The organism is Azotosporobacter soli (assembly GCF_030542965.1).
In the GTDB taxonomy this organism is placed as follows: Bacteria; Bacillota; Negativicutes; order SG130; family SG130; genus Azotosporobacter; species Azotosporobacter soli.
This window is the reverse complement of sequence record NZ_JAUAOA010000007.1, coordinates 22372-45591: the sequence shown is the minus strand read 5'-3', so window position 1 is coordinate 45591 and position 23220 is coordinate 22372. Positions and strand designations below refer to the sequence as shown.

Annotated in this window: 27 protein-coding genes; all 27 read left to right on the top strand. The window is 49.1% G+C overall.

Going from position 1 to position 23220, the window contains the following annotated elements:
* The first annotated feature begins 2 nt into the window (after positions 1-2).
* The gene (gene smc, locus QTL79_RS08360) at positions 3-3569 is read left to right on the top strand and encodes a chromosome segregation protein SMC (protein WP_346354511.1); all 3567 of its coding nucleotides are present in this window, start codon (positions 3-5) and stop codon (positions 3567-3569) included.
* Between the two features lie 22 nt (positions 3570-3591).
* Positions 3592-4509 carry a signal recognition particle-docking protein FtsY gene (ftsY, locus tag QTL79_RS08355; protein WP_346354510.1) on the top strand — a complete coding sequence of 306 codons (918 nt, stop codon included), beginning with the start codon at positions 3592-3594 and terminating at the stop codon, positions 4507-4509.
* A gap of 76 nt (positions 4510-4585) precedes the next feature.
* Complete coding sequence (gene ylxM, locus QTL79_RS08350) at positions 4586-4945, top strand: YlxM family DNA-binding protein (protein ID WP_346354509.1); 360 nt, start codon at positions 4586-4588, stop codon at positions 4943-4945.
* 2 nt (positions 4946-4947) lie between these two features.
* Complete coding sequence (gene ffh / locus QTL79_RS08345) at positions 4948-6297, top strand: signal recognition particle protein (RefSeq protein WP_346354508.1); 1350 nt, start codon at positions 4948-4950, stop codon at positions 6295-6297.
* A gap of 35 nt (positions 6298-6332) precedes the next feature.
* Positions 6333-6605 carry a 30S ribosomal protein S16 gene (rpsP, locus tag QTL79_RS08340; protein WP_346354507.1) on the top strand — a complete coding sequence of 91 codons (273 nt, stop codon included), beginning with the start codon at positions 6333-6335 and terminating at the stop codon, positions 6603-6605.
* Between the two features lie 20 nt (positions 6606-6625).
* Positions 6626-6853, top strand: a complete 228-nt coding sequence (locus QTL79_RS08335; RefSeq protein WP_346354506.1) for a KH domain-containing protein — start codon at positions 6626-6628, stop codon at positions 6851-6853.
* A gap of 90 nt (positions 6854-6943) precedes the next feature.
* Positions 6944-7351 (top strand): YlqD family protein, encoded by a 408-nt coding sequence (locus QTL79_RS08330; protein ID WP_346354505.1) that lies wholly within the window; start codon positions 6944-6946, stop codon positions 7349-7351.
* A 4-nt stretch (positions 7352-7355) separates the two neighbouring features.
* Positions 7356-7856 (top strand): ribosome maturation factor RimM, encoded by a 501-nt coding sequence (gene rimM / locus QTL79_RS08325; protein WP_346354504.1) that lies wholly within the window; start codon positions 7356-7358, stop codon positions 7854-7856.
* A gap of 2 nt (positions 7857-7858) precedes the next feature.
* Positions 7859-8617, top strand: coding sequence for a tRNA (guanosine(37)-N1)-methyltransferase TrmD (gene trmD / locus QTL79_RS08320; RefSeq protein ID WP_346354646.1), 759 nt, complete (start codon positions 7859-7861; stop codon positions 8615-8617).
* Positions 8607-9185: an RNA methyltransferase gene (locus QTL79_RS08315; RefSeq protein ID WP_346354503.1), complete on the top strand. Its 579-nt coding sequence runs from the start codon at positions 8607-8609 to the stop codon at positions 9183-9185. The genes trmD and QTL79_RS08315 overlap by 11 nt, the downstream gene beginning before the upstream one ends.
* Positions 9186-9295: 110 nt before the next feature.
* Complete coding sequence (rplS, locus tag QTL79_RS08310) at positions 9296-9637, top strand: 50S ribosomal protein L19 (protein WP_346354502.1); 342 nt, start codon at positions 9296-9298, stop codon at positions 9635-9637.
* 53 nt (positions 9638-9690) lie between these two features.
* Positions 9691-10218, top strand: a complete 528-nt coding sequence (gene lepB, locus QTL79_RS08305) for a signal peptidase I (RefSeq protein WP_346354501.1) — start codon at positions 9691-9693, stop codon at positions 10216-10218.
* A 13-nt stretch (positions 10219-10231) separates the two neighbouring features.
* Positions 10232-11092 carry a ribosome biogenesis GTPase YlqF gene (gene ylqF / locus QTL79_RS08300; RefSeq protein ID WP_346354500.1) on the top strand — a complete coding sequence of 287 codons (861 nt, stop codon included), beginning with the start codon at positions 10232-10234 and terminating at the stop codon, positions 11090-11092.
* 104 nt (positions 11093-11196) lie between these two features.
* The gene (rnhB, locus tag QTL79_RS08295) at positions 11197-11985 is read left to right on the top strand and encodes a ribonuclease HII (protein ID WP_346354499.1); all 789 of its coding nucleotides are present in this window, start codon (positions 11197-11199) and stop codon (positions 11983-11985) included.
* 3 nt (positions 11986-11988) lie between these two features.
* Complete coding sequence (locus QTL79_RS08290; RefSeq protein ID WP_346354498.1) at positions 11989-12282, top strand: EscU/YscU/HrcU family type III secretion system export apparatus switch protein; 294 nt, start codon at positions 11989-11991, stop codon at positions 12280-12282.
* Between the two features lie 6 nt (positions 12283-12288).
* Positions 12289-12648: a YraN family protein gene (locus QTL79_RS08285; protein ID WP_346354497.1), complete on the top strand. Its 360-nt coding sequence runs from the start codon at positions 12289-12291 to the stop codon at positions 12646-12648.
* Positions 12649-12709: 61 nt separating this feature from the next.
* Positions 12710-13264 (top strand): UbiX family flavin prenyltransferase, encoded by a 555-nt coding sequence (locus QTL79_RS08280; RefSeq protein WP_346354496.1) that lies wholly within the window; start codon positions 12710-12712, stop codon positions 13262-13264.
* A gap of 23 nt (positions 13265-13287) precedes the next feature.
* A complete protein-coding gene (locus QTL79_RS08275; protein WP_346354495.1) occupies positions 13288-14817 on the top strand; it encodes a YifB family Mg chelatase-like AAA ATPase in 1530 nt (509 codons plus the stop codon).
* A 122-nt stretch (positions 14818-14939) separates the two neighbouring features.
* Positions 14940-15479 carry a hypothetical protein gene (locus QTL79_RS08270; RefSeq protein ID WP_346354494.1) on the top strand — a complete coding sequence of 180 codons (540 nt, stop codon included), beginning with the start codon at positions 14940-14942 and terminating at the stop codon, positions 15477-15479.
* A gap of 543 nt (positions 15480-16022) precedes the next feature.
* Positions 16023-16262, top strand: a complete 240-nt coding sequence (locus QTL79_RS08265; RefSeq protein WP_346354493.1) for a hypothetical protein — start codon at positions 16023-16025, stop codon at positions 16260-16262.
* 161 nt (positions 16263-16423) lie between these two features.
* The gene (locus QTL79_RS08260) at positions 16424-17116 is read left to right on the top strand and encodes an enhanced serine sensitivity protein SseB C-terminal domain-containing protein (protein ID WP_346354492.1); all 693 of its coding nucleotides are present in this window, start codon (positions 16424-16426) and stop codon (positions 17114-17116) included.
* A complete protein-coding gene (locus QTL79_RS08255; RefSeq protein ID WP_346354645.1) occupies positions 17116-17688 on the top strand; it encodes a YqeG family HAD IIIA-type phosphatase in 573 nt (190 codons plus the stop codon). The genes QTL79_RS08260 and QTL79_RS08255 overlap by 1 nt, the downstream gene beginning before the upstream one ends.
* Complete coding sequence (locus tag QTL79_RS08250; protein ID WP_346354491.1) at positions 17681-18520, top strand: shikimate dehydrogenase; 840 nt, start codon at positions 17681-17683, stop codon at positions 18518-18520. Before QTL79_RS08255 ends, QTL79_RS08250 begins: the two co-directional genes overlap by 8 nt.
* Positions 18521-18714: 194 nt before the next feature.
* On the top strand, positions 18715-20400 hold the full coding sequence (locus tag QTL79_RS08245) for a GspE/PulE family protein (protein ID WP_346354490.1): 1686 nt from the start codon (positions 18715-18717) through the stop codon (positions 20398-20400).
* 25 nt (positions 20401-20425) lie between these two features.
* On the top strand, positions 20426-21478 hold the full coding sequence (locus QTL79_RS08240) for a type IV pilus twitching motility protein PilT (protein ID WP_346354489.1): 1053 nt from the start codon (positions 20426-20428) through the stop codon (positions 21476-21478).
* A gap of 10 nt (positions 21479-21488) precedes the next feature.
* Positions 21489-22706 (top strand): type II secretion system F family protein, encoded by a 1218-nt coding sequence (locus QTL79_RS08235; protein WP_346354488.1) that lies wholly within the window; start codon positions 21489-21491, stop codon positions 22704-22706.
* Positions 22707-22729: 23 nt separating this feature from the next.
* Positions 22730-23212, top strand: a complete 483-nt coding sequence (locus QTL79_RS08230) for a prepilin-type N-terminal cleavage/methylation domain-containing protein (protein WP_346354487.1) — start codon at positions 22730-22732, stop codon at positions 23210-23212.
* Positions 23213-23220: the final 8 nt, after the last annotated feature.

The window sequence follows — 23220 nt, the reverse complement described above, 5'->3', positions numbered from 1 at the left end:
TGATGAATTTGCTGCTGCGGAAATTAGAAGCTTACGGCTTCAAATCCTTTGCAGATAAGACGGAAATTGAATTCGGCAAGGGGATTACCGCCATTGTTGGTCCTAATGGCAGTGGTAAAAGCAATATTTCCGATGCGATCCGTTGGGTATTGGGCGAACAAAGCGTTCGTACTTTGCGGGGCACTAAGATGGAAGATGTCATTTTTGCCGGCAGCTCTGGGCGCCGGCCGCTTGGCGTTGCTGAGGTATCGCTGATATTTGACAATACCGATGGTTCGTTGGCAATTGATTATAATGAAGTCATTATTACGCGACGAGTATTTCGTTCGGGCGAGAGTGAGTATTACATCAATAAGAGTGCCTGCCGTTTGAAGGATATTCATGAACTGCTGGCCGATACGGGCCTCGGCCGTGACGCGATGACCGTCATCGGCCAAAATAAGGTTGATGAAGTTTTAAATAGCAAACCGGAAGATCGGCGCAACTTTTTAGAAGAAGCAGCGGGCATCACTAAATATAAGAATCGGAAAAAAGATGCGTTGCGCCGCTTGGATGATGCAAATCAAAACTTGACGCGTGTGAGCGATATTATTAACGAACTTGACGGACAACTCGGACCGTTGGAAGAAAGTTCACGCCGGACGCGTCAGTACAATGAATTGTATGGTGAATTAAAAGCATGCCAGGTCACTGTGCTCTTGCATCGTTTAGAAAAGGCGGCCAAGATGGTGGAAAGCGCTACGCTGCAACAGACGCAGCTGGCGGAAGATGACATTGCTTTTTCTACGGCTTTATTGCAAAAGGAAAATCAGCGTGACGTTATGGTTGGTGCACTAAGTGAAAATGAACGGGCGACGACCGCTCTGTCCGAGGCGATCAGTCAGGCTGATACGGAACTGGAGCGTTTGCAGGGCAAAGTAGCGGTGCTTCAGGAACGGATCAATCATGGTTCAAAGACTGAAGAACGTCTGAGTAACGAAGCGAGCGGACTGAAGCGTCAGCAAAGCGAATTGGAGAAGAAACGTCAGGACGCGCAAAGCGTCATCCGCGAAAAACGCTTGCAATTGGAATCGATGCGTTTTCAGGCTGCGGATCGCCAACAACGTTGTGATGCGCTTAGCTCAGAGAGTCAAGAATTGGAACATCGTCTGGAAAACGACAAGAATAAGACGCTCGATTATCTGCAAGAATTGGTCGGTGAAAAGAACCGCCATGCTAACTTGGAAAAAGAAATCTTTCGTCTGGCGCAAAGACAACAGGAACTCGGGCAGGAAGAAAATTCGATAAAAGAACAGCAACGAGTCGAAACAGAGCAGCTTGGCCAACTGGAACGGCAACAGACTGAGATGCAGAGACAGGCGGAAAGTTTAATCGAACGGCAGCAAGATATTGCGTCGCGTCGCGGTCAATTGACGGAACAGGAATTTGTCTTGCGCCAGGATGAAAAAAAATGTGCCGGACGTTTGCAGGAGCGCATTTCCAAACAGCGCGTGCTTGTCAGCATGGAACAGGAATATGAAGGGTTCTCGCGTGGAATTCGTGGCGTGCTTAAAAGCAATGCAGCTTGGCGCAGTGGTATTTGCGGCGCAGTTGCACAATTGCTGGATGTGCCGGAGCGGTATCTGACGGCGATGGAAATCGCGATGGGCGGCGCTTTGCAGAATCTTGTCGTCGAAAGTGATGAAATCGCGAAAGGCGCGATTCGTTTTTTAAAAGAACAGAATTTGGGGCGCGCCACATTTCTGCCGCTGAACACTATTCGTCCGTTGAAGCCGAAGGAGAACGAGATCCAGGCGGCAAAGCGCTCAGGATCATTGGGGCTGGCTGCCCAACTCGTGAAGTGCGATGATAAGTATCGCAGCGTTGTTGAATTTTTGCTTGGCCGGACAATTGTTGCAGAGACGATTAACGATGCTCTTAGAATTGCAAAGGAATTCGGCTTTTCACTACGCATTGTAACGCTCGATGGCGAGCTGGTTCAGCCTGGCGGCGCGTTGTCAGGCGGTAGTCTTGGACGCAAAGACGCGGGGCTGTTAAGCCGGGGGCCGGAAATAAAGCGATTGGATGCTGAAATCCAGCAGGAAAAAGAACAGCTTGACGCCATTCAAACGCAGTTAACGAAGCTGGCGACTGCCAGTGAAGCTCTGGCGCTGGAAAGCGAAAGCTGCCGTCAGGAAAAACAAGGCCTTGACGTAAAGCTAGCGGAAATCACGGTTCATCAAAGCAAGCTGACAGGAGAATTACGCCGCATCGAACAGGCTCTAACTAATGTTGCCAACGATGTGGCCGGATTTATTACGGAACGGGAACGTCTGACGGAAAATCGCCAGAATGCTGCGCTGCGAATCAAAGAACTGGAACAACGCGACTCGCAACACCAGCAGGCGATGGAGGATTGGAAAAGTTCACTCAGCAAACTGCAAAGCAAACGCGAGCAGGTGCAAAACGAGTTGACGGAGCATAAAGTTCGCATCGGCGCAGGCGAACAGGAATTGACCTCATTGCAGCTTGGTTTGCAGCAATTGCAGGCGCAGCAGGATGCTTTGCAGGAACGTTACTTGGCGCTCGGAAGCGAGCGTGATGCGCAGCGTGATGAAACTGCGGCGGCACAAGCTGCGTTGCGTAGTGCTGCGACCGAGATTGAAGAAGGCAAGTTGCAGCGTCAGGAAAAAGAAGAAGAGCGCCGTAAGATCCAAGGCGAACGCTTGGAACTCTTGGCGCAGAGTCAACAGCTGGAAAAAGAATTGAAGGACACGCGGCGTCGGCAGCAGGATATTCAAAATCGGCTGCATGAATGCCAGTTAATTCATACGAAATACGGCTACGAAATTAATGTCTGCCATGAACAGCTGGAGCAGCAGTTTGGTCTGACGGAGGAAACGGCTCGGCCGTTGGTGCGTGAGGAAGACAGCAAAGTGCTGTTGGCGCGCAGTCACCAGTTGGAAAGCGAAATTGCGCAACTTGGTCCGATTAATCCGGCGGCGATTGATGAATATGCCAGAGTGCGGGAGCGCTATGAATTCCTTAGCCAACAGAGTCAGGACTTGCTGACGGCGCAGGAATATCTGCTTGGCGTTATTAGAGAAATTGACGGGACGATGGCGACGCGATTTGCCAAGGCGTTTGAAGAAATCAATCGTCACTTTGGCGAAATCTTTGCACAGCTGTTCGGCGGCGGTCAGGCGGCGCTCAAGATGGTGGAACCCGGTAATGTCCTGGAGACCGGCGTTGAAATTATTGTGCAGCCGCCGGGTAAAAAACTGCAGAACTTAGTGTTGCTGTCAGGCGGTGAACGGGCTTTGACCGTTATCGCGCTTTTGTTTGCGTTGCTTACGCATCGTCCGGCGCCGTTTGTTGTGGTCGATGAAATCGATGCAGCACTTGACGAGGCCAATGTCGATCGATTGAGCGGTTTTTTGCGAAACTACGGCAGCGATACGCAATTCATCGTGGTTACGCATCGTAAAGGCACGATGGAAGCTGCGGATATTATTCACGGAATTACAATTGAGGAGTCGGGCGTCTCTCGCCTGGTTTCAGTAAAACTGATGGATAAGGCTGCTGTTTGATAATGAATATGGAGGAACACAAATGGGATTTTTTGATCGCTTAAAAAGTGGACTGGAAAAAACACGGAAAAGTTTTACGGAAAAAATTGAGCAGTTAGTCGTCGGTTATGCGACGATTGACGATGAATTTCTTGACGATGTCGAAGCGGTATTGTTATCGGCTGATGTTGGCGTTAAGACGACCGTGACTCTGATGACGGAAATTCGCAAGGGGATCAAGGCAAAGGAAATCAATACGCCGGAAGATTTACAGCCCTTTTTACAGGCGAAGATCAGTGCCATGCTGGAAACGGGAAGCAATATGCTCAATGTCGCGGCCGAAGGTCCGACAGTCATTATTGTTGTTGGCGTCAACGGCGTAGGCAAGACGACGACGATCGGTAAACTGGGACAGTATTACAGCGAAGCTGGACAAAAGGTTATGCTTGCAGCCGGGGACACTTTTCGCGCGGCAGCGATTGATCAATTGGAAATATGGGCCGAGCGAACCGGAGCAGAGCTGATTAAGCACAGCGAAGGAGCGGATCCGGCTGCCGTCGCATTTGATGCAGTCCAGTCGGCTAAGGCGCGCGGCGTTGATATACTTATCATTGATACCGCTGGTCGCTTGCATACCAAATCGAACCTGATGGAAGAATTGAAAAAGATCAATCGCGTAATCGGGCGTGAAATTCCGTCTGCGCCGCATGAGACATTATTGGTGCTCGATGCGACGACCGGGCAGAATGCGGTCAATCAGGCGAAGATTTTTGGCGAAGCGGTGCAGCTGAGCGGAGTTGTTCTGACAAAACTCGATGGGACAGCCAAAGGCGGCGTTGTTGTGGCAATCAAGAATGAATTAAATGTGCCGGTCAAATGGATCGGTGTCGGCGAAGCGGCCGCTGATCTACGGCCGTTTGATCCAAAAGAGTTTTCTCGAGCTTTGTTTGGTGACAAGTAAAAATGCTTGACAAGGTTTAACGGGCGGGCTATAATAGCTAACGGTAAAGGTTTTCTCCTTGTCAGGAGGATCGAAGATGTTGGAAAGAATATTGTGGCTGGGAAAACTGGTCGATGCCTATGGATCGTTATTGACGGAGCGTCAGCAACTTTGCCTGGAACTTCATTATGATCAGGATTTGTCGTTAGGTGAGATTGCCGAGCAGTTGAATGTCTCGCGCCAAGCGGTGCATGATATGCTGAAACGTTCCGAACTGCAATTGCAGGAATATGAAGATAAACTTGGTCTTGTGAATCGGCAGCAGCGCCAGTTGGCACTGTTGCAACAAACGGCTTCACTGCTGGCGGATCTTCCCGAAGCGCTGAAGACGGATGGACGGATCATAGAAGCGGCCAAGCGGATACAAAAATTGCTAGAATTACCGGATGAGGTGTAGTCATGGTTTTTGAAGGCTTAGCCGATAAACTGCAACAGACGTTTAAAAAGCTGCGTGGACGCGGCAAATTAACAGAACAAGACGTAACCGAAGCATTACGCGAGGTCCGGATGGCTTTGCTTGAAGCTGACGTTAACTTTAAAGTGGTCAAGGACTTCGTTGCCAAAGTCAAGGAACGTGCAATTGGGCAAGAAGTGCTGAGCAGTTTGACCCCGGCACAGTTTGTGATCAAGATCGTCAACGATGAACTGACCGCGCTGATGGGCGGGACGCAAAGCCGTCTGACGATTTCTTCGCGGCCGCCGACGGTCGTGATGCTGGTTGGTTTGCAAGGCGCCGGCAAGACGACGACAGCCGGAAAACTGGCTTATCAACTCAAGAAACAAAGCAAACGTCCGCTCTTGGTCGCAGCCGATGTGTACCGTCCGGCCGCTATCAAGCAGCTTCAGGTTCTTGGCGAGCAACTGGATTTGCCTGTTTTTACGCTGGAGAACAACCTGAATCCGGTTGAGATTGCCGAGCAGGCGATGGAATATGCGCAGACCCATGCGAGAGACGTCGTGATTATTGACACCGCCGGTCGCCTGCATATCAATGAAGAATTGATGGGTGAACTGAAACGGGTAAAAGCGACTGTGAAGCCGCATGAGATCTTACTGGTCGTCGATGCGATGACAGGACAGGATGCGGTGAACGTCGCGGAGTCATTCAATGCCGACCTTGGATTGGATGGCGTCATTCTTACAAAACTTGACGGTGATGCAAGAGGCGGCGCCGCTTTATCCATTAAAGCGGTTACCGGGTGTCCGATAAAATATGTTGGTATGGGTGAAAAATTGGAGGCGCTTGAGCCGTTTCATCCCGACCGAATGGCATCGCGTATTCTCGGAATGGGCGATGTGCTCAGCTTGATTGAAAAAGCGGAGAGCGCGTTTGATCTCGAGCAGGCGAAAGCAATGGAGCGCAAGATGCGCAAGGACGACTTCAATCTCGATGACTTTTTGGAACAGATGCAGCAGGTCAAGAAATTGGGCCCGCTTGAGGATCTTCTCGGCATGTTGCCTGGTATGGGCAACCTAAAGCAGATGAAGGATGTCAAGATCGACGAGAAAGAAGTGGCCCGAGTCGAAGCGATCATACGTTCGATGACGCGTAAGGAAAGACTTAACCCTAGCATCATTAATGGCAGTCGGCGTAAAAGGATTGCCATCGGTAGCGGTACGCGCATTCAGGAAGTGAATAAACTGCTCAAGCAGTTTGAAGAAGCGCGCAAGATGATGAAACGATTCAAAGATATGCAAAAGAGCGGTCGCAAGTTCCTTGGCGGAATGAAATTGCCGTTCATGCAATAGATTTTCAACGATATCCTTTAAAGGAGGTGAAAAATGTGGCTGTAAAAATCCGTTTGAAGCGCATGGGCGCTAAGAAAAGTCCTTTCTACCGTGTAGTTGTTGCTGATTCCCGTTTTCCTCGTGATGGTCGTTTCATCGAAAACATTGGCCATTACGACTCGACTGTGGAACCGGCTATCGTTAAGCTTGACGAAGAAAAGGCCATCAGCTGGATGCAGAAAGGTGCTCAACCCACCGATACTGTACGAGCACTGTTCAGTAAGGCTGGCATCATGACAAAATGGGACGAGATGAAGCGTTCTAAGTAATCAAGAGGGGCGTAATCAACATGAAAGAACTCGTGGGAATTATCGCCAAATCGCTAGTCAAAAACCCTGATCAGGTCAGTGTTACCGAGTTGAATGATGAGAACATCTCTGTATACGAACTGCGTGTAGCGCCGGATGACATGGGTAAGGTCATTGGAAAGCAGGGGCGTATTGCCAAGGCGATCCGTACCGTCGTGAAGGCTGGGGCTACGAAGAAGCGCAAAAAAGTGACAGTCGAGATTCTCTAAGCGACTTTGTAAATGAATATCTAAGACGCAAAAGGTTCATCGGCATTGCTGGTGAACCTTTTGCAGCACACGGCGAAAGGTGGAAGAACAATGGATAGCATTACATTAAAATGTCCGGTGACGATTAAGGCGCGCGTGACGGAAGAATTGAAAAAGACGATGGCGGCTGAAATCCAAGACGGGCTGAAAAAAGCGGATATGGAGTTGCAGCAAATCGAATTCCATGCGAAGCGTGTTTTGTCGGAACAGGCGAAAATGGATGCGCAGGGCTTAATTTCGTTGCGCCAGCAAATCGAGGGCGAAAAACAAAAACGTCTAGAATTCAAACAGCATATGACGGATAAACTTAAAGATACGGCTGAACTTGAAATCGGATCTGAAATCGTTCAAGGAACGCTCGAACAAATTGTGACGGTCAAGGTGGGCGATGATCTGCACAAATATATGGCTACGGAAATTCTCCTGGAAGACGGCAAGGTCGTAGCGCTGCGGTCTTAATGTGATGAAAAAAGAGCGAATCATCGTTGGACAAATCGGCGCACCGCATGGCGTAAAAGGAGAAGTCAGAGTCACGCCCCAGACCGACTTTCCTGAACGTTTCGAGCGTTTGAAAACCGTATATGTAGGAGAGGGATCCACTCTAACCATTTCGCGCGTTCGCTATCACAAACAATTTGTTATTCTTAAGTTTGACGGCCTGGATGATCGCGATCAGGTGGAACTCTTGAAGAATAAATTGATTTCCATTGATAAGAAAGATTTGATGCCGTTACCGGATGGCCGCTATTACATTTTTGATATTGTTGGATTGGAAGTGTATGATCTATCTGGAGCTCGCTTGGGTAAGATCAGTGAAGTCCTGCACACCGGCAGCAACGATGTTTATGTGGTTGAACGTGAGGCGGAGCAGCCTCTCTTAGTCCCAGCGCTAAAGCAAGTGGTTCATAAGATCGATCTGTCGGCAGGCAGGATGACGGTTGAACTGCAGGAAGAATGGGATTAGCGATGCGAGTTGATATCATCTCGCTATTTCCGGAAATGTTTGATGGGCCGTTTGGACACAGTATTATCAAGCGGGCGAAAGATGCCGAATTGTTGTCAATTGGCATCACGAACCCGCGTGACTTTGCCTTTGATAAACACAAAATCGTCGACGATTATCCGTTCGGCGGCGGCGCAGGCATGGTTATGAAACCGGAACCGTTATTTCGAGCGGTGGCTTATGTTACGGAACAGAAGTCTTTTTTGCGCCGGCGAATCGTTTTGCTGTGCCCCGGCGGCACAGCGTTGACGCAGGATAAGGTGAAGGAACTGGCTGCATATGAACAGCTAATCTTGCTTTGCGGCCATTATGAAGGCGTCGATGAACGTGTACGTACCCATCTGGTTGATGAAGTGGTATCGATTGGAGATTATGTGCTTACCGGAGGCGAATTACCGGCGATGGTGCTTACGGATGCTGTGGCGCGCATGCTGCCGGGCGTTCTGGGCTCGAGTAGCTCCGCGCCGCATGATTCTTTTTATGAAGGACTGCTCGAGCATCCGCAGTATACAAGGCCGCGCGAGTTTGAAGGCTTGGAAGTCCCGGAGGTGTTGGTGTCCGGCGATCATGCCAAGATTGATCGCTGGCGGCGCAAACAATCCTTGAAAAATACATTGGAGAGGCGACCGGATCTGTTGGCCGGCCGTGAACTCTCCAAGGAAGATGCCAAGCTGTTAACGGAAATCAAGGCGGAAAGGCAGGCCGATGTAAGTGGCAGCTAATGTATATGTGGGATTGGTTCATTATCCAATCTATAATAAACATGAACAGGTGGTCGCGACCGCGATTACTAATTTTGATATTCATGATATAGCACGGACAACGCGAACGTACGGCATTGCGACCTATTTCCTGATTCATCCGCATGAAGCGCAGGCACAGTTAGCGAACGAAATCATGGAACATTGGCAGCAGGGCGGCGGCGCGCAGTATAATCCGGATCGCCAGGAAGCATTCCGAGTGGTGGAGGTCGCGGCCAGCATTGAGTCGACGATTGCCGAAATTGAGAAGCGTGAGGGAAAACGTCCGCGTGTTGTTACGACTGATGCGCGAATCTTTCCCAATACCGTTTCCTATGCCAAGGTACGCGAACAGATCAGTCAAGGCGATGAGCCGGTACTGTTGCTCTTCGGAACTGGTTGGGGAATAGAGAAGGAAACGATGGCGGCCTTCGACAGCATCCTAGAGCCGATTTACGGACCATCGGATTATAATCATTTGCCGGTTCGAGCCGCTGTGGCGATTATTCTTGACCGTTTGCTCGGAGAGTCTTGGTGGACAAAGGCGTAAAACATAACTAATCCTTGTCAGCGCAGGACAGATGTGTTATAATTCAAAAGCATAAAACGGGCGGTCCGCTGCCATAAGGTAAGAACGTCTAGATTAAGGGGGATTTCATAATGAACATTATTCAAGCCTTAGAACAAGAACAGCTTCGCAAGGACATTCCTGATTTTCGTCCGGGAGACACCGTACGTGTACACGTAAAGGTTGTCGAGGGTACTCGTGAGCGTATCCAGGTATTCGAAGGTCTGGTCATCACCCGCAAGAGCGGCGGCGTACGTGAAAACTTCACCGTAAGACGTATCTCTTACAACGTCGGCGTTGAACGTACTTTCGCAGTACATTCCCCTCGCTTGGAAAAGATTGAAGTCATGCGTCGCGGTATCGTCCGCAGAGCAAAACTCTACTATCTGCGTAACCTCACCGGTAAAGCAGCTCGTATTAGAGAAAAACGCTAGGACATTAGGGACTGTTTTCAGTCCCTTTTCTTCATTTGGCAGGAGGGATTTCTGTGTCGACCACTGATTGGAATCAAGAAATAAAGGATTGGATCGTTTCGATCCTGGTTGCTGTGGTTTTAGCCTTCTTTATCCGTTATTTCATTGTCGAATTGTACATGGTAGAAGGCCCTTCGATGCGACCAACGCTGCTTAATGCCGAACGTTTGGTTGTCAATAAGTTTATCTATCGATTTAAGGCGCCCGAGCGGGGCGATGTATTGGTCTTTCAATATCCTCGGGATACGAGCCGCGATTTCATTAAGCGTGTTATCGGCGTACCTGGCGATACCATAGAAATAAAGGATGGCAAAGTATTTCTCAACGGCCAGCTCCAGAATGAGACATATATCCTGGAAAAGACCCGTGGTTCTTATCCGTTAGTCACCGTGCCGGAGGGCACGATTTTCGTCATGGGAGATAATCGCAACAATTCCGAAGACAGCCGGTTCAGGGATGTCGGATTTGTATCCCGTGATTTGATTAAAGGGAAAGCCATGTTGGTATTCTGGCCATTTGATCAATTGAAGACTTTGCCTTGAGTGAGATAATAGTATGGAACAAATGCATATCAATTGGTTTCCCGGCCATATGGCCAAAGCCCATCGCACGATTCGCGAACATTTAAAGCTAGTCGATGTGGTCGTGGAACTCCTTGACGCAAGGATACCTTACAGTAGCGCCAATCCCATGATCAATGACGTACTGGAGGGTAAACCGCGCATCGTAGCGCTAAATAAGGCTGACCTGGCAGAACCTAGTTGGACAAAAGCCTGGATGGATCACTTCAAGGCGCAAGGGGTCAAGGCCATTCCGCTCGAAGCCACCGGAGGCAAAGGTGCAAAGACGCTGGTTTCACTTTTAGAACAGGCCGGCAGTGAAACGATTGCCAAGCTGGTCGCTAAAGGTATCCGGCCGCGTGCGGTGCGCGCAATGATTCTCGGCATTCCGAACGTCGGCAAATCGTCTCTGATCAATTGCTTGCTGGGTACGCATACTGTGCGCACGGCGGACAGACCTGGCGTTACGCGCGGTAAACAATGGATCAAGATCGGACGAAACTTGGAATTGTTGGATACGCCGGGCGTACTTTGGCCTAAGTTTGAGGATCCGGAAGTCGCTTTGAAACTGGCGATGACCGGCGCAATTAAGGATGAGGTCTATGATTTGGAGCAGGCGATTGTTCAGTTTTTGGCTTTGCTTAGACCGCGTTATGAAGAACGCTTGATCGAACGCTATCGTCTTGACTTGCCTCTGCCGGAAGAAAATGTTCATTTGCTTGAACGGATCGGCGCAAAACGCGGCTGTCTGCGTAGTGGCGGTGTAGTTGACTGTGAAAAGGCCATGCGCTTGATTCTCAATGAATTTCGTGGCGGAAAGCTGGGCGCGTTTACGCTCGATTATCCGACCGAATAAAAAATCCCGGCGACAGCAATGTTCGCCGGTTTTTTTCTATCTACCAACAGGGATTGACGGTATTTTCAAGAATATCACTAGGTAGAAGTTAAGGAGGAATTAATTTGGACGCTGCAAAACTGACGATACCTCAAATTCGCCAACGCCTTGAGGCCGCGGAATTCTCGCTTGAAGAATTGACAAGCCTAGAGCAAGACTCCAGAGCTTCTGTGATAAAATTGCTGCAGCAATGGCAAAAACGTCAGGCGAAGGAACGCGAAGAAATGGAGCGTTTAGAGGCGATGTTTTCTTATGAAAGGAAACTAAAGGAAGCGGGCTGCTGCCTGATCGCCGGTATGGACGAAGCCGGGCGCGGCCCACTAGCCGGACCTTTAGTCGTTGCAGCGGTTATTTTACCGCAGGACTGCCGATTGATGATGCTGAACGATTCAAAAAAATTGTCTGCACAACAACGCGAGCGATTGTATGATCAGGTGAAGGAAAAAGCAATTGCCGTCAGCAGCATCGTGATCGGTATTGAGATGATTGATACGCTGAATATTTATCAAGCGACCATTCAAGGCATGTACCAAGCGGTCCGCGCTCTAAAGCCGCAGGCGGATGGCGTTTTGATCGATGCTGTGCCGCTGCCAGATTTGACGTTTCCCAATGAGTCGATTATTGGCGGCGATGCGCGCAGCGCTTCCATCGCAGCTGCTTCCATCATTGCAAAAGTGGAACGGGACCGTCTGATGCTAAAGGCCGATCTTCAATATCCGGAATATGGCTTTGCCAAACATAAGGGGTACGGCACACCGGAGCATATGGCCGCTATTCGTGAATATGGGCCCTGTCCGATTCATCGATGTAGTTTTGAGCCGGTTAAATCGATGCTGGCAAAAGAAGGTGATTAGTACATGGCGGAGGAAGAAGAACGGCCGGATATCAATAGGAAGGCGGTAGCGCTTCGCTACAGTGTAAATGATGACCGGGCGCCGCGCATCGTAGCGAAGGGTGCAGGCTACATTGCGGATCAGATTTTGGCTGCAGCGCGTAAGAATGCCGTCCCGGTATATCAAAATAAGACGCTGACCAGTATGCTGATGGCACTGGAACTCGATCGCGAAATCCCCCCGGAGCTCTATCAGGCGGTGGCTGAAGTGCTTTCCTATATCTACCAGTTGGATAAACGGTTTATTGGGAAGGGGTAGATTTTCTTGCGCGGTAAAGAATTAGGGGCGGCAGGAGAAGAAGCGGCGGCGCAATTTTTACAGAACAAAGGATATCAGATCCTTGCGCGCGGCTATAGAAATCGAGTCGGTGAAATTGATATTATTGCGATAGCGCGGGAAAGTCTGGTCTTTGTTGAAGTGAAAAGTCGCAGCGGACTTGGGTATGGGCACCCGTCTGAAGCGGTAACGGTAGCGAAACAACGCCGAATTTTGCGCATGGCGGAATGCTATCTGCAACAGACAAAGCAGTGGAATCAACCTTGCCGCTTTGATGTGATCGAAGTGCTGCTCGATGAGAAAAATCGCTTGGAAGTCCATCACATTATAAATGCATTTATCAGCTAGCGTTAGAAAGAGAAATCGTGTTAAGACCATCAATTATCATTAAGGGCAGGAGGATGCAGCGGTGAGAATCGTCGTAGCAATCACCGGCGCCAGCGGCGCCATTTATGGCAAACGCCTGCTTGAAGTATTGCAGCAAGCAGGTCACGAGACGCATGTAGTTGTATCGGCGCACGGGTGGGAAGTATTGGAACACGAATGCGCAATCGGGCGCAAAGAGATTAGGGAACTGGCAACGGTTCTGCACGAAGTGGAGCATGTCGGTGCCAGTATTGCCAGCGGCTCTTTTTTGACGGAGGCTATGGTGATAGCGCCTTGCTCGATGCGAACGCTTGGTTCGATTGCAGCTGGCATCGCCGATAATCTGGTTTTGCGTGCGGCGGATGTGATGCTGAAAGAAGGGCGAAAACTCGTGATTGTGCCACGCGAAACCCCACTTAGTGCGATACATTTGGAGAACATGTTGCGCTTGGCTCGCCTTGGCGTGCGGGTTTTACCGGCGTGTCCCGGTTTTTACCATAGACCGGAATCATTAAATGAAGTGATCGACATGATGGTAGGGAAAATTTGTGATAGTCTAGGCATTGAGCATCAATTGTTTCCCCGTTGGCAGGGCTGACGGCGGATTGAGGAGGGACCGAAGTGTTTTCACAGACATTGGGCTCGACAACGGTTGGTTTGCAAGGAATGATTATCAGCGTAGAAGTCGATATTGGCAATGGATTACCTGCCTTTGACATTGTCGGTCTGCCGGATACGGCGGTGCGCGAATCGAAAGAGCGGGTGCGCGCTGCAATCAAGAATGCCGGGCTGGAGTTTCCAGCTCGGCGTATTACCGTGAACTTGGCTCCTGCCGAGCTGAAAAAAGACAGCGCTGGATTGGATCTGCCGATCGCGCTTGGCATCCTGGCTGCGAGCGGTCAAATTCCTGATGCGTCGTGCCAAGACAGCTTATTCATTGGCGAATTGTCACTCGAGGGGAAGTTGCGTGGCCTAAAAGGTGCACTGCCAATGGCGATGGCGGCAAAAGAACATGGTTGTCTGCGCCTTTATACTGCCCTCGATAACGGGCCGGAGGCCTATCTGGTAAAAGGGATTACTGTTCATACGCCGGAAAGTCTGCAACAACTAGTATTCCATCTGCGCGGCGAAACGTTGTTAAAACCGGCTGATTTTTCGTCGGATGATGCGCCAAACTCGTTGATATGGGATGATTTTGCCGAAGTGCAGGGACAGTTTGCCGCAAAGCGCGCACTCGAAATTGCTGCAGCCGGTGGACATAATCTGCTGATGGTCGGGCCGCCTGGATCCGGCAAGACGATGCTCGCCCGGCGCGTGCCGTCGATTCTGCCACTGCTGTCGGATCCGGAAGCGCTCGAAGTGACGAAGATATACAGCGTCGCCGGACTGCTGCCGGGATCGCGCGGCGGCTTGGTGCGCGTTCGTCCGTTTCGCAGTCCGCATCATACAATCTCGAGCGCCGGAATGGCTGGCGGCGGCAGCATTCCAAAACCAGGCGAAGTCACATTAAGCCATCAGGGTGTACTGTTTCTCGATGAACTGCCGGAGTTTCCGAAAAGTGTGCTCGAAGTGCTGCGCCAACCGCTCGAAGACGGCGCGGTGACGATTTCGCGCGTCAATGCGTCGCTTTCCTATCCCGCGCGTGTTTTATTAATCAGTTCGATGAATCCGTGCCCCTGCGGATTTTTCACGGATCCCGGCCGTCAATGTACCTGCAGTGAGCAGGAGCGGCGGCGTTATGTGAAGAAAATATCCGGGCCGCTTTTAGATCGCATCGACATCCAAATCGGTGTACCGCGCCTTGAATATTCGGATATGGTTACGCAGCAACCGGCGGAATCTTCGACGGCTATCCGTTTGCGCGTGCAGCAGGCACGCACTTTGCAACAGGAGAGACTGCAAAAATACGGACTCAGCGCGAATGGACAGATGGGACATCGGCACGTCAAAGCGACGTGTCAAATGACCGGAGAAGCGCAGGAACTTCTGAAGCAAGCATTTGACCGTCTGAATTTGAGCGCACGCGGCTATGACCGTTTGCTGAAAGTAGGCCGGACGATCGCCGACTTGGCTGGAACGGAAATGATCGACGAAGCGCAGGTCGCGGAGGCGATACAGCTGCGGACGAGTTTGAAGGATGTGTGGAGTTGAGGCGTTTAGTAAGCGGAGTTCGGTGACATATTTAAGGCAGAATGGTTTAATCTGCGCCATATGATTTCTGACAGACGTTACGGCAGATACTGTGATAAATATATCAGAAAGGTTTTGATAAAATGAAAAAAGTATTACTGGGCACTGTTTTAATGTGTTTGTTAAATTCGTCATCGGTTTTTGCCGGAGTATCTAAAGAAATAAATATAAAAGGTCATCAAGTAGTTTATTCTGCATCGAATGATAACCAGGTAAAGGATATTAGGGTTAATACATACGCAACAATCGATTTTCAAGATGGGTATAAAACATATTGTTATCTACGATTCGATTTAACAAGTATTGAAAATTCTTGCGGCTTATTACCTAAAACAGGAATATATGTTGATGATAGTGAGAAACCGTTACAATTAACGGCGTATAGCATATCTGAAAATACAACAAAAAACAAGAATGGTTCTCCTAAATATTCCTCACATATATATTATGAAACAAAGTCGGATAGGGAATTAAAAAAGATAGCTTCAGCAAAAAAGGTTACTGTTTGTTTTATATTTAGAGAACGCGCGCCTATTGAATGGCAAATTCAAGAAGATTTATTAATGGAGTGGAAGGAGATTTTCAGTAAAGATAAGGATGCAGAACTTAAAAAGATAGATTAACAGTTGAGGTAAATGAGATAAATGCTATTAAGAAAGAATAACCTAAACGCGAGCAAGTGTAATCGGCCCGAAGTTGGGGTGGTGATAATTTCGCGCATAAATGCAGAGATGTCATACTCCCGCGTGTGTTGCTAAAATCGCTACCTAGGATCTGCCTGTCTAGGTATTTGTAACAGCGGAGCTACGTGAAGAAAATAGCAGGGGTACTTCCGAGTCGGGTTAACCTCCCAATCGGAGTGATATGCTTTGGCTACGATGCTCTATCGCCTGATGAAAGTCGGCAATACTATCACCGATCTGGTGGCCGGAACGGAAACCATCGATGCAGCGCAGCGTGAGTTGCGGATGAGTTTGAAGGATATCTAGAGCTAATAAAAATGGAGATCGTTTTAAAATTCCGCTTGCGGTTTTAAAGCGATTCGTATGAATTAATCAAAGCGAAAGTGTCAGGCATTTGTCATGCTTCTGCTAGGTTTTTTTGCAGGGAAGTGATGCCTGACGACGAAAAAGAACAGGAGAAAAAATAATAAAGGAGGGCTGGTAATGGGCGCGCAAGTGTCGGTCGAGTCCGGAGTCGGTATCGTCTACGGAACCCATCACTTTAGTGCGACATTGGCACAAGGTTTTGTCGAGTGGTTGTGCAGTATTGAGCATCCATATGGACGTTGGTTTTGTTTTCCTCCTGGTTCCTGTGAATTCAGTATTGTTTGGTTGGAACTTGCCGAGCAGCAATATGAAGAATTCTCTGACTTGCAAGATCAATATTACGGTTTGCTATCATAATATTTATATGTAAGCAGTTGCGCCCGCCGGGGCGCTTTTTTTATCAATAGCGCACCTGTTTGGAGAAAAGAGTTTTTATCAGTGAAAAGAGGGTGGTATGCTTTTCGATAACTATGTGGTATCATTTTCTTTTAGAGAATATATTCTGAGCGGGAGGGCCTATGAATACGTTAAAAGAATTGCTGGAGACTGCGATAAACGACCCCGCCGCTGTGACGCAGTGGTATGAACCATTGCGCCAGACGACGGTGTTCGTCATTACGGATGGGCGCGAACAGTCGACGCAGGGGGATGCAAAGATTGCTTTTGCAACCTGGGAAAAGGAGGACGGTACGCCGGTGGTGCCTATATATTCGAGCCTTGAGTGTATGCTGGCTTCGGTGAAAGAGGATACACCCTATATGACGATTTCTTGTCTTGACTTATTGGCGATTGTCAATGGAAGTTATGTCATGCTTGATGCGACGACGGAAGGCGGCTGTGAATTCCCACCGGATGCAATTGCCTCTTTGCTGCAAGGCGCGCAACGAATGAATATTCAGTTGCAGGCTGAAGAAGCGAACTCTGTTGATCCGCAGGCCATAGAGGAGGAACTTGCAACTTGTTTTAAAAAAGACGCACGAGTGAAAAAAGCGTATCTGGCGCAAATGAAGGACGGTCGTTTGGCCGTCGCCATTTCTTGTGATGAATATGAGTATGAGGAAATACGCGGCAAGGCGGATTGGTTAATCAAAGCTGCCATCGGGCAAAAAACGCCGTTTGAGCTGGTTCATGCCGGATCGTCGGAGCTGGCCGACCGCATTACGGAAGCGGTGGAACCTTTTTATAAGAAAAAGTGGCTGGGCATTTTTTGATGCTATTTGAGCTGCTGCGTAAAGAAAAAAGAAGGTGCTCTTTTTATAAACTCATTACACCGAATGAGCGATATCGCTGTGTGACCGATATTTGTCCGCAAGAGTTGTGGCAACGGGGCCTTAGGGGCTTAATTCTTGATCTGGATAATACGCTGTTGCCATGGGATAGTGAAGTGGTTCCAGAAAAGGTGAAAATATGGCTGCAACAGTTGCAAGCGCAGGGGTTTGAGCTGGGGATGGTCTCCAATAACCAACGCAAACGGGTGGCGATGGTTGCGAAACCGCTGAACGCGCCCTATGCCTGTCGTGCGTATAAGCCGAGCTCCAAAGGATTTCGCAGCGTTGCAGCGGCGATGCGCCTGCCACTTGCGGCGATTGCCGTGATTGGCGATCAGTTGTTTACGGATATGTTGGGCGGCAATCGCCTTGGCATGCATACGATATGGGTCAGACCCATTGCGGCGCGCGAATTCGCCGGGACAAAGATTACACGTTGTTTGGAACGGTTTGTGCTGCGGCGTTTAGCGGTGCGGGGAATGCTGCCGCCGGAAAGGGGAAGGACAGATGATTAAAGGAACGACTCGATTGACGGGCATTATCGGTTGGCCTATAGGACATTCTTTTTCGCCGCAGATGCATAATGCCGCGTTTAGAGAATTAGATCTGGATTATGCATATGTGCCTTTACCGGTTCAGGCGGATGCATTAGCAAGTGTGATTGCGGCGCTGCCACAGATGGGATTTCGCGGCGTCAATGTGACGATACCGCACAAGGTTGCTGTGATGCAACATTTGACGCAACTGGATGAATCGGCTCGTTTGGCTGGAGCGGTGAATACCATCGTGTTTGAAGAAGGGCGCTCAATCGGCTATAATACCGATGTCGGCGGGTTTATGGGATCGCTGGCAGCGTTTGGCGTTGAAGCAAACGGAGCGAACGTGCTGCTGCTCGGTGCAGGCGGCGCAGCACGCGCGGTTGTTGCAGGCATGCTTGGTGTTGGCGCTAATGTGACAATAGCGGCGCGGCGACGCGATAAAGCGGTCGAACTGGCGCAGCTTTTTCCTTTAGTGAAAGTGGCAGCTTGCGGCTGGGAAGAAAAAAAATTTGCTGAAGTTAGTGAGCAAGCGAACATCATTATCAACTCGACGCCGGTCGGGATGCATGGCCAAGCCGAACAAATTTTGCCTCTCGATTGGAGCGTAATCGCTACCGACGCGATGCTTTATGATTTAATTTATAATCCTAAAGAAACACCGTTTTTACGTTACGGCCGGGAGCGTGGGCAGCGCGTTCTAAATGGCGCGGGCATGTTGATTGAACAAGGGGCATTGGCGTTTGCACTTTGGACTGGAAGAGCGGATTGTCGTGCTGCAATGCGCAAGGCAATGGAAGAAAAAGAATGAAATAAATTCAACTGGGATAAATGATAAAATTTTCAAAATTTATGCAGGAAAAAACTGCAGGCATGCGAATATAAAAATTAGATACGGAACAGAGCGTTTATCTTCGTTCGATTAAAAGCAAGCTTTTCATTTTATGATGCAAGGGCTTGCTTTTTTTACGGATTATTATGATTCACAAAACGTGTGTAGGTGAAATGATGAAACGAAAGCGGCAGCGATTAGGCGAGTTATTAGTTGAAAAAGGACGGATAACTGAACAGCAGTTGGAAGCGGCTTTGGAGAAACAGCGACAGACGGGAAGACGGCTTGGCGAAAGTTTAATTGAGCTTGGCTGCGTTAAGGAGTGGGAAATTGTCGATGCACTGGAAGAACAATTAGGCATTTCGCGCGTTGATTTCATGCAAATTCAAATCGACCGGACAGCAGCCATTTCGATACCGGTCAGTTTGGCAGAGCGTTATAAATTGATACCGGTTGCTTGTCATGAAGGACGGCTAAGAGTCGCGATGGCGGATCCTACTAATTTTTTTGCCATTGATGACGTCAGAATGGCTTCTGGCTATGAGATAGAACCGGCTCTTGCCGCTGAATCGGATATTTTGCGTGCCATTCAGCAGTGCTATGGTGTGACGGAACTGGTGGAAAAGGCGGTAAGTCAGTTAAAACGCGAGGAACCTTCTTTGCCGGAGGCAGCTAAATTTCAAATGGCCGATGATGCGCCGATTATCAGCATTGTCAATTCCCTGATTAGTCAGGCTATCCGTGAGACGGTCAGTGATATTCATATTGAAAGGACGGAGGATGCGGTCCGGGTGAGGTTTAGGGCCGACGGGATCTTGCATGATGTTGCAACTTTTCCAATGCACACACATGCGGCGATTGTGTCGAGGATTAAGATTATCAGTGGCATGAACATTGCGGAACGGAGAGTACCCCAAGATGGGCGGATTAAGGTGAAAGAGCAGGGACGTGAAATCGATATTCGCACTTCGACGCTACCGACGATTCGTGGTGAAAAAGTGGTATTGCGAATACTTGATCAAAAAGCGGTTATCTTGGATGTCGCGCAGCTGGGGTTTTCCGATGACAATCTGCGACGTTATCGAAAACTCTACGCGCAATCATATGGTATGATTCTCGTTACAGGGCCAACGGGATCAGGCAAGACGACAACCTTATATTCCACACTAACGGAATTGAATGACCCGGGCTGCAATATCATAACGGTTGAAGATCCGGTTGAATATTTGCTGGCAGGCATTAATCAAGTTCAGGTCAATGTCAAGGCGGGCATGAGTTTTGCCAGTGGGTTGCGTTCCATTTTGCGTCAGGATCCCAATATCATCATGGTAGGTGAAGTAAGAGACGGAGAAACGGCTGACATAGCCGTCCGTGCAGCAATGACGGGGCATTTGGTGCTTAGCACGTTGCACACCAATGATGCTGTCGGAGCGATCGCCCGCTTGATCGATATGGAAGTGGAACCTTTTTTGATTGCATCTTCGCTCCTGGGCGTTGTGGCGCAGCGTTTAGTACGCGTGATTTGTCAGGAGTGCCGCGAGGAATATATCCTGCCTGAACATGGCCTGGAACGGGCTTTTTTAAGCCGGCTCGGTATTGAGGAGCGTCGCTTCTACAAGGGACGAGGTTGCGCACGTTGTAATCACAGCGGTTTCAGAGGTAGAATGGCCATTCATGAAGTGATGCCGCTTAGTGCTGCTTTACGGGAAAAAGTATGCCGTGGAGCAACAGGACATGAGGTAGCTGCTTTTGCGCTGCAGGATGGGATGATTTCTATGCTGAGAGATGGGATTGATAAGGCGTGTCAGGGAAAAACGACAGTGAGTGAAGTGATGCGCGTTGCCTATATAGAAGTATAAATTCCAAGGAGAGGGCGGGGGAGCCATGCAGTTGGAACAATTATTAGAAAGGGCATTGACGAAGAAAGCCTCCGATTTGCATATTACGGTCGGAATTCCTCCGATAGTGCGCATCAATGGTGAACTGCAGGCGCTTTCGGATACGAATGCACTGATGCCTGAGCAGGTAGAACGTATCTTGAAGGAAATTGCCAAGCCGGAGCAACTGGCTGACTTTGCCAAGTGCGGAGAAATCGATTTTTCATTTACCTGCCTCAAGGAACGGCGCTTTAGGGTGAACGCGTTTAAACAGCGCAGTTTTGTAGCGCTGGCGATTCGGATACTAACTGAGCGGGTGCCGACACTTGATGAGTTCGGACATCCTGAAGCAGTAAAAACGCTTGCGCGCAAGACAAGAGGGCTTGTCTTGGTTACAGGGCCCAGCGGCAGCGGCAAATCGACAACATTGGCGGCAATGGTTAATCTGATTAATGAAGAACGACGCTGTCACATCATTACGTTGGAAGACCCGATTGAATATCTGCATGCGCATCGCTCCAGCATTGTCAATCAACGCGAAATTACTATCGATTCGCGTTCGTTCGCCAGTGCGTTGCGTGCGGCGCTCAGGGAAGACCCGGATGTCATTTTGCTAGGCGAAATGCGTGATGCAGAAACGATCGCCACTGCGATTACCGCAGCGGAAACGGGACACCTTGTTTTGGCGACTTTGCATACTGCCGATGCAGCGCAAACAATAGACCGTATCATCGATGCATTTTCTCCGCAGCAACAAGCGCAAGTTCGCTTACAGCTTTCCTTGACTCTGCAGGGAGTCGTAGCGCAGCAACTTATAAAACGCATTGACGAGAGCGGGCGAATCGCGGCGTTTGAAATCCTTATTGCCACGCCTGCCGTGCGTAATCTGGTGCGTGAGGGAAAGACTCACCAAATTGCGTCGGCAATACAAACGGGAGGGAAGTGGCAAATGCAATCGATGGATAAAGCGTTGTCTGATTTATATCGCAGCGGAAAAATCAGCGAGTCAGAAATAGGCGTCCGGGTTAATGATCCGGAAACTTTATTGCATTTGCGATAAGGAGGCGCATATGGCAAAGACGTTTTCATATAAAGCGCGCGATATTCAAGGGCAGCGTCTAAGCGGAAACATTGTTGCCGATAGCCAGTCGGCAGTGGCTGCGTTTATCCGTGATAAGGGTTGGTTTGTTACTCAAATAAAAGAACAGCAACGGTTGCGTGATTTTAATATTGATCTGCGTAATTTTAAAACGGTTGGCGTTAAAGAGTTGGCGATATTTTGCCGCTTGTTTGCCACTCTAAGCGGAGCAGGTGTTTCTTTCGTCAAGTGTCTTGCGATTTTACAAGAGCAAATGGAGCATCCTCGCCTTAAACAGGCTGTAAGCGATATTTATAAGCGAGTTAGTGAAGGCGAAACATTGGCAAAGGCGATGAGGAACCATTCGAAAATTTTTCCGGAATTAATGGTGGGAATGGTTGAGGCGGGAGAAACTGGCGGCGTATTGGATGTCATATTGCAACGACTGGCTGTTTTGTTTGAAAAAGAGTATAAGGCAAAAGAAAAAGTGAAATCCGCGCTTGCGTATCCGTTACTTGTTACGTTTCTGGGGGGCGGAATGGTTTTGTTCATACTGAGCTTTGTATTGCCCACGTTTACAAGAATATTTGACGGCAGTAAGATAGAACTTCCGGCGATTACAAAACTGGTGATCTCGATAAGCCTGTTTTGCCAATTGCACTGGTTGGGGACACTTTTGATCGTCCTTTCTGCCTTACCCTTGTTGTCTATAGGGATCCGAAGTCAGAACGTGCGTTATATTATGGATACCGTAGCACTTAAGACTCCGTTATTCGGTGTGCTGATGCGAAACCTTGCAATTGCTCGCTTCACGCATACTTTGGCTATCCTGATGCGTAGCGGATTATCCATTTTGACTGCGTTAGAAATGGCCAGACAAACTACCGCTAATCACTATATGCTGCAAATTTTGGAGACGGCGAAAAACAATGTGAAGCAAGGCGAGATGTTCGCGACAGCATTATCGAAGCAACAATTTTTCCCGGTCATGGTGATTCAAATGATAAGCGTCGGCGAAGAGGCGGGAGAGTTGGAGTCCATGTTGGAAAAGATCAGTGAGTTTTATGAGACGGAGGTGGATGAGACTGTTCGGCGATTGAGTACATTGATTGAGCCGATGCTTATCATTTTTCTTGGCGTACTTATAGGAGGAATCGTAATGTCGGTCATGTTGCCTCTTTTTGATTTGACGATGAATCTTGGGCAATAATATTGAAGATGGAGGCGTTAGCGGTGGGGATAACGCAAATAGGCGGGAAAAAGCGAAAAAATGAAGCCGGTTTTACTTTGGTGGAGCTTATGGTTGTTATTTCAATTATCGGAGTGTTGGCTGCCATCGCAGTTCCCAAGTTTGCAAATGCGACAGATTCGGCGCGAGGCGGGAAAATTCAAGCTGACTTGGCAACGATCGATTCGGCGATTCAAATGGCCAAGGCTCAGGGGAAAGATGTGGCGGACGGAGCCTCGCTGCCGCAGAGCGTGCTGGATAACTTATCGGCTTCACCTGCACCATTTGCGGCCGGCGCATCAGGTACGCAAACTTTTATGGTAGGAAAAATCAGCTACAAGTGCAATTCACCGACAACAGCATATATGGTTGTCGATGGACGTGCGGTAATTAAAGTGGATGCTACATCCGGCGGGTCTGCGGCGGATACGATTGCCGGTTCATATACGGCGGAAGCGCTAGGCAGCGGCGCTGTTTTCAAAAAGTAGGAAAACGT

Coding starts and splice junctions, on each gene's coding strand:
- ylqF (WP_346354500.1), top strand. CDS start 10,232: ATGGAACAAATGCATATCAATTGGTTTCCCGGCCATATGGCCAAAGCC.
- ylxM (WP_346354509.1), top strand. CDS start 4,586: ATGTTGGAAAGAATATTGTGGCTGGGAAAACTGGTCGATGCCTATGGA.
- smc (WP_346354511.1), top strand. CDS start 3: ATGAATTTGCTGCTGCGGAAATTAGAAGCTTACGGCTTCAAATCCTTT.
- QTL79_RS08335 (WP_346354506.1), top strand. CDS start 6,626: ATGAAAGAACTCGTGGGAATTATCGCCAAATCGCTAGTCAAAAACCCT.
- rplS (WP_346354502.1), top strand. CDS start 9,296: ATGAACATTATTCAAGCCTTAGAACAAGAACAGCTTCGCAAGGACATT.
- ftsY (WP_346354510.1), top strand. CDS start 3,592: ATGGGATTTTTTGATCGCTTAAAAAGTGGACTGGAAAAAACACGGAAA.
- QTL79_RS08270 (WP_346354494.1), top strand. CDS start 14,940: ATGAAAAAAGTATTACTGGGCACTGTTTTAATGTGTTTGTTAAATTCG.
- QTL79_RS08330 (WP_346354505.1), top strand. CDS start 6,944: ATGGATAGCATTACATTAAAATGTCCGGTGACGATTAAGGCGCGCGTG.
- QTL79_RS08255 (WP_346354645.1), top strand. CDS start 17,116: ATGCTATTTGAGCTGCTGCGTAAAGAAAAAAGAAGGTGCTCTTTTTAT.
- ffh (WP_346354508.1), top strand. CDS start 4,948: ATGGTTTTTGAAGGCTTAGCCGATAAACTGCAACAGACGTTTAAAAAG.
- QTL79_RS08265 (WP_346354493.1), top strand. CDS start 16,023: ATGGGCGCGCAAGTGTCGGTCGAGTCCGGAGTCGGTATCGTCTACGGA.
- trmD (WP_346354646.1), top strand. CDS start 7,859: ATGCGAGTTGATATCATCTCGCTATTTCCGGAAATGTTTGATGGGCCG.
- rimM (WP_346354504.1), top strand. CDS start 7,356: ATGAAAAAAGAGCGAATCATCGTTGGACAAATCGGCGCACCGCATGGC.
- QTL79_RS08260 (WP_346354492.1), top strand. CDS start 16,424: ATGAATACGTTAAAAGAATTGCTGGAGACTGCGATAAACGACCCCGCC.
- QTL79_RS08250 (WP_346354491.1), top strand. CDS start 17,681: ATGATTAAAGGAACGACTCGATTGACGGGCATTATCGGTTGGCCTATA.
- QTL79_RS08235 (WP_346354488.1), top strand. CDS start 21,489: ATGGCAAAGACGTTTTCATATAAAGCGCGCGATATTCAAGGGCAGCGT.
- QTL79_RS08240 (WP_346354489.1), top strand. CDS start 20,426: ATGCAGTTGGAACAATTATTAGAAAGGGCATTGACGAAGAAAGCCTCC.
- QTL79_RS08245 (WP_346354490.1), top strand. CDS start 18,715: ATGATGAAACGAAAGCGGCAGCGATTAGGCGAGTTATTAGTTGAAAAA.
- QTL79_RS08290 (WP_346354498.1), top strand. CDS start 11,989: ATGGCGGAGGAAGAAGAACGGCCGGATATCAATAGGAAGGCGGTAGCG.